This is a genomic window from Blastomonas sp. (assembly GCF_030373265.1).
Lineage (GTDB): Bacteria > Pseudomonadota > Alphaproteobacteria > Sphingomonadales > Sphingomonadaceae > Blastomonas.
On record NZ_JAUCZC010000014.1, the window covers coordinates 40,057 to 56,680 of the forward strand.

Genomic DNA, 16,624 nt, shown 5'->3' on the forward strand with positions numbered 1-16,624 from the left:
CACCTCCCCTAAAGGGTGAGGATCAAGGCTAAAACCTCAATGCCGCCCGTTGGGCCCGGTGCTGGCGCCCAGAACGTCGATCATCTCGTTGAACTCGTTGAGCCGGATGACGCGCTCAAGCTGAAAGCCGCTTCGGCCGCCGAGCGACCAGATCAGGTGCGCTTCGATGCGACCAATCACCGGCAGGCGCACGGTGATGCGTTCGCCTTTGGCGAGTGGCATCTCGCCCTCTGTCATGAAACCGTTGGCCGAAATATTGACGATATGCGTCTTGATATCGCCCAGATGGCGATGCTCGGCAATGGTCGCATGATTCACCGCATGGCGTGCGGCCTGCCGCTTTTCTACCACTGCGAGTTTTGCTCCTCTGGACATCATGGACCACCCGTTTGCGACACAATTGACTGACGCGCACCATCGGTCAAAAGTGCGAACAAAGTGTAAATTCTGACGGGACGTATACGCGCTTCGGATTATTACGCTCAATCCTCCGCGAGCACCAGCCCGTGTTTTTTCTGGCCCAGGCTCACCGTGTCGCCCGGCTTCACCATATGATCGAACGCCTGCACCTTCTCGCCGTTGACGCGCACCGCGCCTTCCTCGATCTTGCGCTTGGCTTCCTTGTTGGACGCGGTGAAGCCCAAGGCGGTGTTGGCCTGAACGATCGACATGCCGCCCGCCGGCACTTTGACGCTAGGCAGATCACCGCCGGCATGGCCCTGCTCGAAGGTCGCGCGCGCGGTTTCGGCGGCTGAGCGCGCCGCCTCTTCGCCCCGGCACAGCGTTGTAGCGGCGTCGGCGAGGATTTTTTTTGCGTCGTTGATCTCGGCGCCCTCGAGCTTTTCGAGCCGTGCGATCTCGTCGAGCGGAAGATCGGTGAACAGCCGCATGAAGCGCCCGACATCGGCATCCTGCGTGTTGCGCCAGAACTGCCAGTAATCATAGGCGGGCAGGCTGTCCTCGTTGAGCCAGACCGCGCCTTTCTCGGTCTTGCCCATCTTGCCGCCATCGGCGAGCGTGATCAAAGGCGTCGTGACGCCATAGACCTCGGTGCCATCGACCCGGCGCGCCAGCTCGATCCCGTTGACGATGTTGCCCCACTGGTCCGATCCGCCCATCTGCAGGCGGCAGCCGACGCGGCGCGACAGCTCGAGGAAGTCATAGGCCTGGAGGATCATGTAGTTGAACTCGAGAAAGCTCAGCGACTGTTCGCGGTCGAGCCGCAGCTTGACCGAGTCGAAGCTGAGCATCCGGTTGATCGAGAAATGCTGGCCGATATCGCGCAGGAAGGGCACGTATTCGAGCCTGTCGAGCCACTCGGCATTGTCGACCATGATCGCGTCGGTCGGACCGTCGCCGAAGCTGAGAAACCGTTCGAACACGCGCTTGATCGAGGCAACGTTGGACGCAATCGTCTCGGGGGTCAGCAGGCGCCGCGCCTCGTCCTTGAAGCTGGGATCGCCGATCTTGCCGGTGCCGCCACCCATCACGACGATCGGCTTGTGGCCGCTCTGCTGCAGGCGGCGCAGCAGCATGATCTGCACCAGCGAACCGACATGCAGCGACGGCGCGGTGGGATCGAACCCGATATAGCCCGGCACGATCTGCTTGGCCGCAAGCGCATCGAGCGCTGCAGCATCGGTCAGCTGATGGATATAGCCGCGCGCATCGAGCAGCGCCAAGAGATCGGAGGTGTACTGGCTCATGATGGCCGCGCGCTTAGCATTGATGGCGGCGTGCGGGAAGATCGCTTGTCACGTGAGCGACGGTTCGCAGCGCCGATCGTCGCATGGGATGATCTCGAACGTGCAGTGCGACAGGTTGCCGATGCCGCCCAGCAGCCGGCGATAATGTTCCGGCGGCCGCGGATGGTGCGTGGCGAGCGACACGATCAGCGCCAGATGCCCGGTGCCGACCTGCCAGAGGTGCAGATCGACCACGCGGTTGTCGGCATCGCTCTCGATCCGCTGGCGGATGGTTCTGGCGGTTGCCGGGTCCGCCTCCATGTCGAGCAGGACGCGGGCGCACTCGCGCAGCAACCCGCGCGCCCACCACAGGATGACCGCTGCGCCGACGATGCCCATCAATGGATCGAGCCAGTTCAGCCCGAGCCAGAGGCCGCCGAGCAGCGCGACCAGCGCGAGCAGCGAGGTCAGCGCATCGGTGAGCACATGCACATACGCGGCGCGCAGATTGTGATCGTGGTGGTGATGGCCGTGGTGCTGGTGTTGATTGTGCGCATGGTCGTGCGCATGATGCTGGTCGTGCCCGTGCCCATGACCGCTCAGCATGACCGCGCTGGCGATGTTCACCGCAAGCCCGATCAGCGTGACGATGATCGCCGTCGAATAATCGATCGCGACCGGATCGGCGAGGCGGCCGATTGACTCCCAGATCATGAGCAAAGCGATCACGCCCAGCAGCAGCGCGCTGCTGAAACCGGTCAGCGACCCCACCTTGCCGGTGCCCATCGAGAACCTGCGGTCGTGCGCATGGGTGCGAGCAAAGCGGTACGCAAAGGCGGCCAACCCCAAGGCTGCGACATGGCTTCCCATGTGCCAGCCATCGGCGAGCAGCGCCATCGATCCCGTCCAAAGGCCGCCGACGATCTCGGCGACCATGGTCACCGCGGTCAGCGCGACCACCCACAGGGTGCGACGTTCGCTCTGCGCCTCGCCATCGGCGGCGAAGCGGTGGTCATGGGTCAGCTTTTCGAGCGCGGCATCGTGGTGCATGGGCGTTCCGGATGACAGGGGGGCGTCGGGGTGTTCTCCGATCGCAAGACCCGATTCTGTCATTGCGGGACCGCCAGCGCAATCCCCCTTGAGGGCGGCGCGGCGCTCAGCCTTCTGCCAGCGCCTTGAGCAGCGCGCGCTCGAGCGGGTCGAGCCCGCCGTCGCTGCTGACCATCGCTTGCAGCCATGCCTGCTCGGTGGCCGTCAGACCTTCCTCGGGGGCTGGTTCAGGATCGATGGTTGCGGGCACGGCGGCCTTGTCGCGCAGCGACCCTGCCATGCGCCCGAAGAAGCTGCCGATACCCGACGAGGTGTCGGCCATGAAAGCGTGCAGCCTCTGCGCGTCCTGGCGGGTGAGCGCACGGAAGCGCTGGTTGGTCATCAGATGCAGGCTGATAGCCTGGACGAACAGGGTCTGCCACTCGGGGGCATTCGCACCGGCCAGTGTCGCATCCTTGATCTCGAACAGCAATTCCGCCTCGGCGCGGCTGATGTGGGCGGGCGCATCGCCGCCGGCTGCATAGAGCACGCGGCGCAGCAACCGCACTTCGGATGTGCCGATGGTGCCAGGCTGGAGGCCAGCGCCGCTCCGGGTCGGGCCCTCGCCAAGCAGCACCGCATCGCGGATCTGCTGCAGGGCATAGGCTTTCAGGCTGTCGGGAACGTTTTCGGCGCGCTCGATCACCTTGATCAGCAGCTCCAGTTCGGCCAGCGTATCGACCCTGCCGTCGTGGTCGACGGCGCGCATCAGCCATGCGGCGTTGTCGTCGCTGACATATCCACGCGGTTCTGCCTGCTCGACCACATAAGCGGTGATCGCTTCGACGAAGAAGTCCACCCATTCCGCGCTGGGGGCGCTGCAGCTCTGGTTGAGCTCGAACAGGATATCCGCCTCGTGCGCGCTGATCTTGCCATCGGGCCACACGGCGCGGCGCAGGGCCAGCGTTTCGTCCGGTCCCAGAGCGCGCGTCTGGGCGATCATCGCAGTCACATCATCAAGAGGTTTGGTCATGGGAATTGCGCCGCCTGCCACTATTGTTGCCGCTGACCATAGCCGGCAACGCTTAACGATGGGTTAGGGCTGAATGGTTGCTTCGGTGAGACAGCTTTTCTATCACCGGCAGATGGCAAAGCCTTTCAAAAGAACGGATATTGCAGCGATCTGCGGGCGGGCCGGGCTCGCCGCAATCGTCTTGGCAACAACCGGGTGCACCAGCAGCCGTATGCTGGATCGTCACGCCGACTGCGTTGCCCCTACGGCTTTGCCCACCGTGAGGCCGATGCCTCAGGACGAAAAGGCGGTGCGGCTGAGCGTGCTGATCTACAACGTCGAAGGGCTGCCATGGCCGGCGCGCAAGAACCGGGAGCCATCGCTTCGTCGAATCGGCGAGACGCTACAGACGATGCGGGCGAAAGGCACGGGGCCGGATGTCGTGATGCTGCAAGAGGCGTTTACCCCGGCTGCGCGCCATATCCTTGTCCAGGCTGGCTATGCCAATATCGTTTCGGGACCGGGACGACGCACGCGGCGCAGCATCGCCGCGGCCGACATCGACACCTCGTTCAAGAAGGCGCGGAAACGCAAAAAGGGCGAGCGCTTCGGTCGGCTGCTCAACAGCGGGCTGTACATCGCTTCCGATCTGCCGCTGACGGTGCTGGCGGCGGAGCCGTTTTCGCGCCGGGCCTGCGCGGGATTTGACTGTCTGGCCAACAAGGGCGCGCTTGTCGCCGAGGTTCATGTCGGCGGCATGCCGCAGCCCCTCGTGCTGTTGACAACGCATCTCAACTCCCAGCGCGCGGCCCGAGTTTCCTTGGGGCGCGCCCGCGAGGCGCATGGCTATCAGATCGACGAAAACGCCCTTTTGCTGGATGAGGTGCGCGAGCCGTCCTCGCCACTGATCCTGGGAGGCGATTTCAACATGCGCGGCGACATCAGCCGCTTTGAGGCATTTGCAAACGCCCAGCCGTATCGGATCGTCCATGAATTCTGTATCAGCCAGCCTGACGTCTGCGCCGCGAAACTGTCGTTCGACGGCGACGAGCCGTGGCTCGATACCCAGGATCTGCAAGCGTATGACCATGGCCGTGCCATCGCCATGGTTCCGGTTGAAATCGCTGCCATGTTCGACGGGCTGAGAGGCGAGCGTTTGTCCGATCACGACGGGCTGCTGGTCACCTACGAAATGCGTTGGCCATCCGCTCTTGGCAATTCCACGCCTCCTGTCCCGGTCTGCAGCATCTGACCATCAGCCTTGCCTGGGTGGCAGCGGAAAGAAGGACGAGGTGCGCGCGATATAGTCCGCATAATCGGGGCGCGTCTTTTTGAGGCCGCGCTCCAGCATGGCTGCGCCGCTCCATTTGACGAGGGTGAAATTGAGGAACACAGGGCCAATCAGGCTTGCAACGCCGATGTCCCAGCCAGTGGAGAGCGCGATCAGCCAGATGCCCCACCAGGTGCAGGCATCGCCGAAATAATTCGGGTGGCGGGTGTACCGCCACAGTCCGGTGTTCAGCACCTTGCCGTGGTTGGCGGTATCGGCGCGAAATCGTTCGAGCTGCCAGTCGCCGATCGTTTCGAAAGCAATGCCGACCAGTGCGACGATCGATCCCAAAATCGCCAGCGCGTTTGCGTCGCCGCCGCGCCATATGCCGAGTTGAGCAGGCAGGCATACCATGAACAGCAACGGGCCCTGGAGCAGGAAGACCTGCAGCAGGGCCGTCTTGGCAAAGCTCCAGCCCTTGTTGTCCTGCGCCGATGCGATGACCCTGGCATAGCGCGGGTCCACACCATTGCGGCGCCAGCGGATGAACAGGTGAATACCGAGGCGCAGGCCCCAGGCCATGGTGAGCGCAAGGAGCAGCAGGGACGCAGGCGAGGCGGCGTTGGTCAGCCAGAAGGTTACCGCTGCCAGCAGAACCATCCCCAGTGGCCAGACGGCGTCGATGAAGGAGACATCCCTGATCGCGACAGCCACGCCCCACAGCACGATCATCACGCCGACGATCAGCACCAGATTGTGCAGCAGCAGCGCAAGCGCCTCGGTCACCGGCAATGTCACAGATGGCTATCCTTGATAATGTCGATCCCTGCGCGATCGGGATGGCGCGGGGTCACGCTTTTGTAGAATTCCATGATTTGTTTCATATCTTCGGCGTAATCGCCGGTCGGCATGATCGCTGGACCAAGACCGCCAACCTTGCGGCCATAGTCCATCAGGCCGCACACCAGCGGCACGTGCGCAGCCAGCGCGATCTGATAAAAGCCTGTGCGCCACTGGCGGACGCTGCCGCGGGTGCCTTCGGGTGCGATGGTGAGGACGAATTCGTCGCGCAGGGCGAACTCCTCGACCATCTGCTGCACCTGGCCACGATTGAAGCTGCGCTCGACCGGGACGCCGCCCATGTCGCGCATGAAGCGCCCCAATGGCCAGCGAAACAGCGACGTCTTGGCCATGAAGTGCGCCTTCACCCCCAGATCGGTGGTGAGGCCCAGAAAGTACAGGAAATCCCAATTGCTGGTATGCGGCGCCGCGATGATGACGAAGCGGCGCGGCTCGGGGACCACGCCTTCGGCACGCCAACCATGGCTGCGATAGAGCAGAAGAAGCAGTCGGCGGACCAGCCGGGACAGCAAGGATGGCGGACGGTCGTTCGTGCGAGGCGGCCACGCCCCGGTGTGCAACTCGATATCCATGTACCGCCCCCCTGTCCCGGCCTCTCTGCCAGATACGGGAGGCAGAGTGCATAAGATGCAGCCCACAGGCAAATGATATCGATGGGTGTCGAAGCGCTAAGCTGCGTGCGGGAATTCAGCCGGTCAACAGCGCGCTCAGACGCTCACCGAGGGCGCGTGCGTCGCCTGCCACATGCACCTGCTTGTTGCGGGCGGTTTCGCCCGATTGAACGGCGACGTCACGCTTGCGCACCGCGAGCGCGGCCGCCAGCAGATCGATAAGGGCTGCGTTGGCCGCGCCTTCGGCGGGCGGTGCTGCGATACGGACAAGCAGCACCGCACGGCCATCGGCATCCTGCCCGGCTCCAGCGATCCGACTTCGGGCAGCCCGTGGGGTCGCCCGGACGGCGATGACAACCCCGCCCGGCGCATCGCGCCAGGGCGGGGCAGGGGTTGCGGGTCCAAAAGCGTGATCAGCCAGCGCGGTTCATCCCTTGGTCGCGATGATCCAGCGGTTGATCTTGTCCTCGAGCACGCTCATCGGCAGCGCCCCGGTGTTGAGCACCTGGTCGTGAAATTCGCGCGGGTCGAATTTGCTGCCGAGTTCGGTCTCAGCCTTGGCCTTGAGCCGCTGGATCGTCAGCGCGCCGATCTTGTAGGCGAGCGCCTGGCTGGGAATGGCGATATAACGTTCGACCTCGGCGGTGGCGTCGGTCTCACCCATCGATGAGTTGTCGAGCATATATTTGATCGCCTGCTCACGGGTCCAGCCCTTGGAGTGGATTCCGGTATCGACCACCAGCCGCATCGCGCGGAGCATTTCGTCATCCAGATGACCGAAGCGCTGATAGGGATCGGTATAGAGTCCCATCGGATAGCCCAGTTTTTCCGAATACAACGCCCAGCCCTCGACATAGGCGGTGTTGCCGCCGAACCGCATAAATGCGGGCAATGCCTCGTTTTCCTGCGCCAGGCTGATCTGGAAATGGTGCCCTGGTGCACCCTCGTGCAGATACAGCGTGGTGATTCCCGGGGTAGTGCGGCTGGGCAGGTCATAGGCGTTGAAATAGAAGATGCCGGGACGCGATCCATCGGGGTTGCCCGACTGATAGCTGCCGCCCGCCTCGAACTTCTCGCGGAATTCTTCATAGGGCCGGATCTCGAGCGGAGTGATCGGCAGCACCTTGAACTGGGTCGCAATCTGCGCATCGACCTTTTTGCCGATGTCGTAATAGCTCTGGGTCAGGCCCTCGCGGCTTTCCGGCTTGAACTTCGGGTCGGTGCGAATGTGATCGAAGAATTCGCCAAGCGTGCCGTTGAAGGCAACCTCGGCCTTGATCGATTCCATCTCGGTGAGGATGCGCTTGACTTCGCTCAGTCCCAGATCGTGCACTTCGTTGGCGGTCAGCGGCAGGGTGGTGGTCTGCTCGATCATATAGGCGTACAGTTTTTCGCCGCCCTTCATGTACTTCAGTCCGACGCCTTCACGCGCATCTGCCAGATAGTCATCGGCCAGATAATCGCGCAGCCGCTGATAGGCCGGGAAGATCTCTTCGGTAATGACCCTGCGATATTCCGCCGTGAATCGCGCCTTGTCGGCCTCACTGAAGTCCGCCGGAAACGTCTTGATCGGACCGTAATAGGGCGAGTCTTCCGGCGCCTGCTTGAGCTGGGTTTCCAGCTGCTCGATCACGTTGCGGATGGTCAGTTTCGTCTCGAATACACCCGAAGCCTGTCCCTCCTTGAAACGGCCGATCGACCGGTCGAGCAGGAGGACGAATTCCTTGTGGCGCTTGAGGTTGTTCTCATAGTCCACCACCGTCTTGAAGGGCGCGGTCCCGGTTCCCGAAGCGAAATTGGGGTAGAAGGTGTGGAAGCCGAAAAAATGGTTGAGCGGCCGAACGGCGGTCAGGGGGAGATACTCGGGCGACAGGCCCTTGAGTGTGTCCTTCTGGTTGCGCGTAAAAATGTCATACGCAATCTGGTTGGTCGGCGTCAGCTTTGCGCGATCGATGTTTGCCAGTGCGGCCAGATTGGCTTCGGCAGCCTTGCGTTCACCATCGTAATACGCGTCCGAAACATAATCGCCGAGCTGATCGGCATAGCGCAGATCGCCGCGAAAAAGACCGCCGATGGGATTGCGCTTGAGCTGGGCTTCGTCGTCCGCCGCGAACAGGGCGGTCAGCCGAGCATCTTCCGACTGGGGTGCAGCCTGAACCGAAGGCTGGCTCAGCGCGGGGGAAAGCGCCATCGGCGCGAGCGCAGCACTGGCGAGAAGCAGAATTGTCTGGCGGAACGACGGCATTGGTGTGGAACCTTTCAGGTCACATGGAGGAGCACGCCTGAAACATCGGGCAGGCTGCAGATGGTGTGCGCTATCACGTGGTTAATCGCACAGCAATCTGGCCGTTAATGCACTGGTCGATATCTGGGGTGCGTTTGCAGAAATCCGGTGATGCAAACGGGATGAATCGAGCGTTTCGATTAACATGCATCAACTAATCGATGAAACTTTATGGCGCACCACGGGTTTGATATTGCAAGCACCGTCCATAGGGGACAGTGACAGGAACCTTGAAGAACCATTGTTATGACCGCCCGTATCCTCATCATTGAAGACGAATTTCTCGTCGCGCTCGACATGCAGGTCGGGCTGGAAGATGCGGGGCATGAAGTGGTGGGCGTCGGCGATGACTGGTCATCTGCGATGCGCCTGGCTCAGCTTCTTCCTGACGTCGCGCTGGTCGATATCAATCTTTGCGATGGGGCAACCGGACCGGCCATCGGGTCCTGGCTCGGCCAGGAGATCGGCTGCACCGTCATCTTCGTGACCGCCAACCCGCGTCAGATCGACATTCCCATTCCTGGTGCCCTGGGCGTCATGATCAAGCCAGTCGACAGCCGTCAGGTCGTAGAAGCAGTCGACTTCGCGGTCGCTGCCCGCAGCGGTGGCCAGACCCCGACCCCGCCGCCGGGATTGATGCTGCTGGCATCCTGAATGTCAGGCTCGGTGCTGCGATAGCTGCCGCGTCGAGGTCAGACAGGCGCACCATCGACGCGGCGTAACCGACCCGCCGACATCTGCATATCGACGCGCAGGCCTTCGCTCAACCAGTGCCTTTCAATGCCACCGGCCAGCTGCTGCGAAATCGCGAGCTGGACAAGCCGAGTGCCGAAGCCGGTTTCCGCAGGCTCTCCGGCAATTTCAGGCCCATCCCGTTCGGTCCAGCTCACCTGCACAACGTCATCATTCTGCGCGATGCTGATGTCGACCCTGCCATGCTCGGACGACAGCGCGCCGTATTTTGCTGAGTTTGTCGCCAGCTCGTGGAACACCAAGGCGATCGGGGTGGCACTGCGGTCATCAATGGCGGGGTCATCGCCCGTGAGCACCAGTCGGCCTTCCCCCAAGGCGGGGTAGGCCACCAGGATCTCGGTGAGCAGGCCCTGCAATGTCGCTGCTATGGATACTGGCCGCGACAGCTCGCTATGCGGTCTGGCAAACTCGTGCGCGCGGCCCAGTGCGGCAATCCGGTCCTGAAGCTCTGCAGCGAGCGGTTTCAGCTCCGGGTTCTGACGCGCGGACATTCCGATCAAGCCGTTGATCACCGCAAAGATGTTTTTGATCCGATGGCTGAGTTCGCGGCTGAGAACCTCGTTCTCTTCGGCGATCATCTTGGAGTCGTGGATGTCGGTGCAGGTTCCGATCCAGCGGACGATGTCGCCCTTCTCGTTGCGCAGCGGGAGCGCGCGTCCCAGTGTCCAGCGGTATTCGCCGCTGTGGTGGCGCAGGCGATAGGTAATCTCATAAGGCTCGCCGGTTTCGAGCGAACGGCGCCACACGTCCCAGGCGTGCGGCTGGTCGTTGGGATGAAAGACGTCGTTCCATCCCTCTCCGTCAGTCGATCCAGCCGGAACACCGGTAAATTCATACCACCGGGCGTTGTAATAATCGTGAAACCCGTCGGGCAGCGTCGACCAGACCATTTGCGGCATCGCATCGGTGAGAATCCGGAACGCGGTGTTCATCCGCAATAAGGCATCACGGGCGGCCAGCAGCGATCCCTCGGAACCATTGCCGAGGGCAGCGGACCCGCCGCTGATACCGAATGCGCGCGCCAGAAAATCTAGATTAGACATGGAGACACTTTCTAGCGGAGCTAGCCGCCGGAGAACACGGGGGGTAAGCCCATTACGTTTTGGCAGGCGGGAACCAGGTGGAATCGAGCGAACTGAACCGGTCGACGAACCGCGCCAGATCGACCAACCCCTGCTCGTCCAGCAAAGTGACCGTACTGCGGTTGCGCGTGATCAGCTTTTCCTCGGTCATCTGACGGATCAGCCGGTTCACATGGACCTGAGTCAAACCCACCGCATCGCCCAGATCGCTCTGGGTGAGCGGGATTCGCACGACCGGATTATGTTCGCCGGTGATCGCGCGCATCCGAGCGGCGATCGAGAGAAACAAATTGGCGAGCCTCGCCTTGCCCTCGCTGCGGCCCATCGCCCGAAGGCGATCGGAAAGGTCTATGCCTTCCATCTGGCTGATCGAAAAGAACAAGGCCGCAAGGCGCGGATGGGTCAGAAATGTCTCGCCCAGCGCCGAGCGGGGAAACCGGCAAACGATCATATCGGTGGCCGCAACGATGCTTGCGGGGGCGTCGCGAAAGGCGATACCGGAGGCGCCGATCAGATCGCCGGAAAAATGGAAGCGCAGGATCTGCCGCTTGCCCTCGGTTACTCGTGTTTCCGACAGAGCCCAGCCCTGATGCACGATCAGCAGCTCGGAGACGTCCTCACCCTCCGTCCAAAGCGTGGTGCCAGCAGGATAACTTTTAGGCTCGCGTTCAAGCTCCGCGATCGCCTCCCGTTCGGACTTCGTGAGATCGAGATAGCGGTTCAAACGGACGACGAAACAGCTGTCGGTCAAAGATTGGTCTCCTGCGGTACAGACACTGTGGCAACACCCCGCAGCGTCTCCAGATGCATTTCCAAACACATGCCCGGCATCGCCATGATAGGTGTTTGAGATTAATTATCCAGAAATTTCAACAAATTAACCTATGTTATAAACTCTTTTCACCAGCTAAGAGAACCAACGCGCAATGCCGCAAAGCGATCCTGCAATTCATTCGTTGCGTCGCGCACCCAATTGCATAGTGTTGCTGCAACACACAAAAATGCTGTGAGAGGATCGCTTGGACATGACGATAACGGAAGCCTCGGTCGCGCCTGAGGCCCATGCCTTCGACGCCTGGGCCCCACCTGTTGGTTGGCCTGTGATGTCACTCGAACAGATCGAGGCGGCGCTCTGCGCTCCCGGTCAGCCCTTCGAGATTGAAACGGTCGACGTGGGCGGTATCCCTACCCGTTGCTGGAAGAATGCACCGCCCAGCCTGGCAGCCTTGGCGCACGCGGCCCGGACACATGGCGACAAGACCTTCATTGTCTATGAGGACGAGCGGGTCAGTTACGAAGGCTGGTTTCGCGCGACAGCGATCTTGGCTCAGGCGTTGCAGACAGCCGGGATCGGCAAGGGTGATCGCGTGGCGCTCGCGATGCGCAATCTTCCCGAATGGCCCGTGGCGTTTTTCGCTATCGTCAGCCTGGGTGCGATTGCGGTTCCGCTCAACGCGTGGTGGACCGGCGGCGAGCTGGCTTATGGCATCGCGGATTCCGGCGCGAAGCTGCTGATCGCCGATGCCGAGCGGGTCGATCGCCTCGCACCGCACCTTTCCGATCTGGCTACGCTCGAAAGCATCCTGGTGAGCCGCAGCGCGGGGGACATTCCGCCGCACGCCACGCGGCTGGAGGACGTGATCGGGTTGCCGGGTGGCTATGGTGCGCTCGAGCCAGTGGCACTCCCCGATGTTGGCATCGCACCCGATGATGCCGCCACCATTTTTTATACCAGCGGGACCACCGGCAACCCCAAGGGCGCGCTTGGCAGCCACCGCAATATGACCACCAACATCCTCACCACCGCGTATGCCGGTGTTCGCGCTGTGCTCAGGCGGGGCGAGACACCGCCTGCACCCGAGGCTGCGGTGATGCTGACGGTGATTCCGCTGTTTCATGTCACCGCCTGCAGCGCAGGGATGACGGGGATCATGTTCGGCGGATCGACAATGGTGTTCATGCACAAATGGGATACCCAAAAGGCGCTGCAGATCATCGAGCGCGAACGCGTGACCGCGACCGGCGGCGTGCCGACGATTGCCTGGCAATTGATCGAGCACCCCGACCGTGAGAAATATGATTTGAGCTCGCTGAAGTCGATTTCTTATGGTGGCGCACCGTCCGCGCCCGAGTTGGTGCGCAAAATCCGCGAAGTATTCGGCGCGCTGCCGGGCAACGGCTGGGGGATGACCGAGACCATGGCGACCGTCACCAGCCATAGCGCCGAAGATTATCTCAACCGGCCCGACAGCTGCGGGCCCGCGGTGCCGGTGAGCGACCTGAAGATCATGGACGCCGACGGTCAGACCGAACTACCTCCGGGCGAGGTCGGCGAGCTTTGGGCTCGGGGGCCGCAGATCGTCAAAGGCTATTGGAACAAGCCCGCCGAAACCGCCGCAACCTTCGTCGATGGGTGGGTGCGCACGGGCGATCTGGCGCGTCTCGATGAGGAGGGGTTCTGCTACATCGTCGACCGCGCCAAGGACATGATCATCCGTGGCGGCGAGAACATCTACTCATCCGAAGTGGAAAATGTGTTGTACGATCATCCGGCCGTCACGGACGCCGCGCTGATCGGCCTGCCGCATCGCACGCTGGGCGAAGAGCCTGCAGCCGTGGTGCATCTGGCGCCCGGTTCCAGCGCGACCGAAGCGGAATTGCAATCCTGGGTCCGCGAGCGGCTGGCCGCGTTCAAGGTTCCCGTGCGGATCGTGTTTTGCGAGGACACGCTGCCGCGCAACGCAAACGGCAAGATCCTGAAGAAGGATCTTGCCGTGCTGTTTGGCTGACCTGGCTCCATGGCCGGGCCCTAGCCAGGAGGCCACTGCGCGTGCCGGCGTTGCCGGATCGTGCAGCGGCCCGGCCGGAATAATCACTTCGTCGTGGTGGCCTCGGCAGGAAGGTTCGGAACCTTGCCGTCGGCAGCCTGCTGCGCGAACAGCTCGCGCATGACCTGCAGCGAGAAGAGGTGCGCGTGGATGAGCGGCAGAGCGCCGTTCTGGCTGAGCTTGCGCAGTTCATCGCCGCGCATTTCGCGCAGCTTTTCCTCGTTCACCATCTGGAAGCCCTGATAGACGAAGGGCTGTGCCAGCAACTGATGCTCGATCTTGAGCTCACCATCCATCAGCAGGTCGTGCTTCTTGAGCTCTTCCATGAAGAACGCGGTGCCCTGAACGGCGCGCTCGAAATCCTCGCAGAATTTCAGGATGTTCTTGGTGTTCTCGGAGGGCTGGTCGCCATCGAACAGCGCATCGCCTTCCTCGAACTCGCCCAAAGCTTCGCAGGTCGGATCGAAGCAAAGCGAAAGTTCATCCGCATCGGGACGCAGCCGCGCGAGCATGAACGGGTAGCGGCGGACATAGGCCGGAACATAAGCGGGCTGACGATACTTGCCATCGTCGTCGAGGAAGACGTTAACGCCCTCGTTCATGCCCATCAGCGCCAGCGGCACCGGGTCGGCGCCGGCCGAGAAGATGATCGGATAGTGACGCTGAGCCGCAGGAAATTCTTCCACGGTCAGCGGAATGGCGTGCTGGTTCTTGAGGAAGTGCGCGCCTTCGATCGCCCGCGAACGAAACTTGGCGTGGTCATTGGAATTGAGCGGCACCAGATCGTTGAAAAGGACCGGCAGACGGTTGGCTTGCGGCGCACTGGCCATGAACTATTCTCCGCTGAAACTGTTGCTGGGATTATTGTCGGGAAAACGCGCCTTAAGTTGCCCGAAAGCCCGGCGCAAGAGGGACCGCAATCACGCAACGATCAACTTGCCGGGATTCATGATGCCGTGCGGGTCGAGCGCGCGCTTGATCGCCTTCATGGCTCCGAGCCGTGCAGGGTCGCCCAGCCGTTCGAGCTCGTCGCGCTTCATCTGGCCGATGCCATGCTCGGCCGAGATCGATCCGCCTGCCGCTACCACCAGATCATGGACGAAGGCACTGATTTCCTTGCCGGGATCGTGCGGCCATTGCCTGGGGTCGGATCCCGCCGGGGCTGCGACATGGAAATGCACATTGCCATCCCCCATATGGCCGAATGCGGCCACTTCGGTTCCGGGGAACCGCGCTTCCACTGCCACGCCCGCGTCGACGATGAACTGCGCCATCGCGGCGACCGGCACGCTGATGTCGTGTTGCATCGCCGGACCTTCGGCTCGTTCGGCCTCGGAAATGGAATCCCGCAGCTTCCAGAACGCTTCCGCCTGCGATTCGCTGGCCGAAATCGCTGCATCCAGCACCAGTCCGCGCGCAAATGCCTCCTCGAGCAAGGTCTCGGCAAAGGTTTCAGGGGCAGGCGCATCCGGACGGTCCCGGGCGAATTCGATCAACACGTGCCAGGGATAGGCCGATGCGAGAGGCGCGCGGGTTCCCGGAATATGGCGAAGCACGTTATTGAGGCAGCGTTGCGGCACGATTTCGAAGCCTTCCATCTCGCGGCCTGCGCGGTCTTCCAGCATCAGCAGCAGCTCGCGAGCGGCGAGCGGCGACCGCACGCCTGCCCACACCACCGCCCGGTCTATCAGCGCGGGCACCAGTTTGAGCGTCGCTGCCGTGACAATCCCCAAGGTGCCTTCGGCGCCGATCAGGAGGTGCTTGAGGTCGTAGCCGCGATTGTCCTTTTTCAGCGTCACCAGCCCCTCGAACAGTGCACCGTCGGGCAGGACAGCCTCGATCCCTTCAACCAGCGCGCGCATCGTACCGTGCCGCAGCACCTGGGTGCCGCCGGCGTTGGTCGAGACCAGCCCGCCGACCGTCGCCGATCCCTTGCCGCCCAGCGTCAGCGGAAAGCGCAGGCCTTTCGCGGCAACCGCTTCGTGCAGCGTTTGCAGCACGACGCCAGCCTCTGCGATCACGGTGCGCGCTTGCGGGTCGATCGAGCGGATCGCGTTCATTCTGCGCGTGCTGAGCAACAGGGCCGCGCCTTGGGCATCGGGCGTAGCGCCACCGACCATGCCGCTGTTGCCCCCTTGGGGCACGACAGCCGTTCTGGTCCGCGCCGCCAGATTGATAACCTCGCTCAGTTCCAGTGCGCTCGCTGGCGCTACCATAGCCACCGCAGCGCCATGGTAACGTCCGCGCCAGTCGCTCAACCAGGGCGCAAGGTCGTCAGGATTGGTGGTTACCCCTTTGTCCCCGACGATCGCGCGAAGGGCGGCAACGAAGGGCGAAAATTCCGGATTGGTCATGGCCGGACTGTTACACCTGCTTGCCTGACCGGACAACGGCCATGACCTGACACCAGAACCGTTGCACAGATGCCACACGTCGGGGCAAACGTCTGCCCGCCGGGCCGCGATCGGCAATGTTAATGCACCGTTCAATCGCAGGGCTTAACCCGGACCCGGGGTGGCTGCACGGGCAGTCCAAAGGGTCTGGAGGATAGCCGCGCGCGGCCATGACATATGTCGACGTCCTGTTAGCACTTGTGATGCTGGGGTCGCTGCCCGCGATGGATGATCGCGTCTCCGCGACCCCGCCGGACGTTGTCGGCCTGCAACACGTGACTGCCGCTACCGATGCCGTGCCGCAAGCCGTCGCGCAGGTGCGGATCGAGCAGCGGTTGATCATTCGTGTGCCGCGGCAGTCGCTCTCGCGATCCTCGCTGCTCCCGTTGCCCGCGCCGCGCCAGGCTCCGCCACCGGAACCTCCGCGCTTTGAACGGCGCAAGATCGGCAAGTGCCTCGCGATGCGCGATGTCACCGGTGTGCGCGTCGTCAACAACGACATGCTGGTGCTGTTCATGCGCGATCAGCGGATGATCGAAGCGCAGCTTGAGCGGACCTGCAGTGCGCGCGAATTCTATCAGGGTTTCTATATGGAACGCAGCGGCGACGGGCGGTTGTGCGTGGACCGCGACCTGCTGCAGGCGCGCTCGGGCAGCAAATGCGAGGTCGAACGGCTGCGCCAGCTTGTTCCGGAGGATTGAGCGCGCGTCTTCACGTCAACGCACAATGGTTGACTTTTGGCCGATGTTTGCCCACAGCACCCGCGTGGCCAATGGCCCTGCATCGATAGCGTGACGAACTGTGTCTGCGCTGCTG

Annotated in this window: 16 protein-coding genes; 4 read left to right on the forward strand and 12 right to left on the reverse strand. The window is 62.5% G+C overall.

Features of this window, described 5'->3' with window-relative positions; translation table 11 throughout:
- Window positions 1-36: 36 nt before the first annotated feature.
- The 4 genes from QUV11_RS09925 to QUV11_RS09940 form a co-directional block, all read right to left on the reverse strand.
- Window positions 37-375: a PilZ domain-containing protein gene (locus QUV11_RS09925; RefSeq protein WP_300882183.1), complete on the reverse strand. Its 339-nt coding sequence runs from the start codon at window positions 373-375 to the stop codon at window positions 37-39.
- A gap of 107 nt (window positions 376-482) precedes the next feature.
- Window positions 483-1,706, reverse strand: coding sequence for a tyrosine--tRNA ligase (gene tyrS / locus QUV11_RS09930; protein ID WP_300882185.1), 1,224 nt, complete (start codon window positions 1,704-1,706; stop codon window positions 483-485).
- Window positions 1,707-1,754: 48 nt separating this feature from the next.
- Window positions 1,755-2,735 carry a CDF family Co(II)/Ni(II) efflux transporter DmeF gene (dmeF, locus tag QUV11_RS09935; RefSeq protein WP_300882187.1) on the reverse strand — a complete coding sequence of 327 codons (981 nt, stop codon included), beginning with the start codon at window positions 2,733-2,735 and terminating at the stop codon, window positions 1,755-1,757.
- Window positions 2,736-2,841: 106 nt separating this feature from the next.
- On the reverse strand, window positions 2,842-3,747 hold the full coding sequence (locus tag QUV11_RS09940; protein ID WP_300882189.1) for a hypothetical protein: 906 nt from the start codon (window positions 3,745-3,747) through the stop codon (window positions 2,842-2,844).
- A 73-nt stretch (window positions 3,748-3,820) separates the two neighbouring features.
- On the opposite strand from QUV11_RS09940, the gene QUV11_RS09945 reads away from it, so the two are divergent.
- Window positions 3,821-4,978, forward strand: coding sequence for an endonuclease/exonuclease/phosphatase family protein (locus tag QUV11_RS09945; protein ID WP_300882190.1), 1,158 nt, complete (start codon window positions 3,821-3,823; stop codon window positions 4,976-4,978).
- Between the two features lie 3 nt (window positions 4,979-4,981).
- On the opposite strand, the gene QUV11_RS09950 is transcribed toward QUV11_RS09945, so the two are convergent.
- From QUV11_RS09950 to QUV11_RS09965, 4 genes are all read right to left on the reverse strand, one after another.
- Window positions 4,982-5,794: a DUF1295 domain-containing protein gene (locus QUV11_RS09950; protein ID WP_367279852.1), complete on the reverse strand. Its 813-nt coding sequence runs from the start codon at window positions 5,792-5,794 to the stop codon at window positions 4,982-4,984.
- Window positions 5,791-6,429, reverse strand: a complete 639-nt coding sequence (locus tag QUV11_RS09955) for a lysophospholipid acyltransferase family protein (RefSeq protein WP_300882192.1) — start codon at window positions 6,427-6,429, stop codon at window positions 5,791-5,793. Before QUV11_RS09955 ends, QUV11_RS09950 begins: the two co-directional genes overlap by 4 nt.
- Before the next feature lie 115 nt (window positions 6,430-6,544).
- Window positions 6,545-6,889, reverse strand: a complete 345-nt coding sequence (locus QUV11_RS09960; protein WP_367279855.1) for a DUF167 family protein — start codon at window positions 6,887-6,889, stop codon at window positions 6,545-6,547.
- 6 nt (window positions 6,890-6,895) lie between these two features.
- The gene (locus tag QUV11_RS09965; protein WP_300882194.1) at window positions 6,896-8,713 is read right to left on the reverse strand and encodes a DUF885 family protein; all 1,818 of its coding nucleotides are present in this window, start codon (window positions 8,711-8,713) and stop codon (window positions 6,896-6,898) included.
- Between the two features lie 285 nt (window positions 8,714-8,998).
- Between QUV11_RS09965 and QUV11_RS09970 the strand changes: the two genes are divergently transcribed.
- Window positions 8,999-9,406, forward strand: coding sequence for a response regulator (locus tag QUV11_RS09970; protein ID WP_300882196.1), 408 nt, complete (start codon window positions 8,999-9,001; stop codon window positions 9,404-9,406).
- 38 nt (window positions 9,407-9,444) lie between these two features.
- On the opposite strand, the gene QUV11_RS09975 is transcribed toward QUV11_RS09970, so the two are convergent.
- Entirely contained in the window at window positions 9,445-10,548 is a 1,104-nt protein-coding gene (locus QUV11_RS09975; RefSeq protein ID WP_367279853.1) for a sensor histidine kinase, read from the reverse strand.
- A gap of 52 nt (window positions 10,549-10,600) precedes the next feature.
- Window positions 10,601-11,338 (reverse strand): Crp/Fnr family transcriptional regulator, encoded by a 738-nt coding sequence (locus tag QUV11_RS09980; RefSeq protein ID WP_300882198.1) that lies wholly within the window; start codon window positions 11,336-11,338, stop codon window positions 10,601-10,603.
- A gap of 352 nt (window positions 11,339-11,690) precedes the next feature.
- Here QUV11_RS09980 and QUV11_RS09985 point away from each other — a divergent pair, with 352 nt between their 5' ends.
- Window positions 11,691-13,376, forward strand: coding sequence for a class I adenylate-forming enzyme family protein (locus QUV11_RS09985; RefSeq protein ID WP_300882300.1), 1,686 nt, complete (start codon window positions 11,691-11,693; stop codon window positions 13,374-13,376).
- Window positions 13,377-13,459: 83 nt separating this feature from the next.
- On the opposite strand, the gene QUV11_RS09990 is transcribed toward QUV11_RS09985, so the two are convergent.
- Together QUV11_RS09990 and QUV11_RS09995 are read right to left on the reverse strand one after the other, a co-directional pair.
- A complete protein-coding gene (locus QUV11_RS09990) occupies window positions 13,460-14,245 on the reverse strand; it encodes a SapC family protein (RefSeq protein ID WP_300882201.1) in 786 nt (261 codons plus the stop codon).
- A 90-nt stretch (window positions 14,246-14,335) separates the two neighbouring features.
- On the reverse strand, window positions 14,336-15,769 hold the full coding sequence (locus QUV11_RS09995; RefSeq protein ID WP_300882203.1) for an FAD-binding oxidoreductase: 1,434 nt from the start codon (window positions 15,767-15,769) through the stop codon (window positions 14,336-14,338).
- 209 nt (window positions 15,770-15,978) lie between these two features.
- Between QUV11_RS09995 and QUV11_RS10000 the strand changes: the two genes are divergently transcribed.
- The gene (locus QUV11_RS10000; RefSeq protein WP_300882205.1) at window positions 15,979-16,509 is read left to right on the forward strand and encodes a hypothetical protein; all 531 of its coding nucleotides are present in this window, start codon (window positions 15,979-15,981) and stop codon (window positions 16,507-16,509) included.
- Window positions 16,510-16,624: the final 115 nt, after the last annotated feature.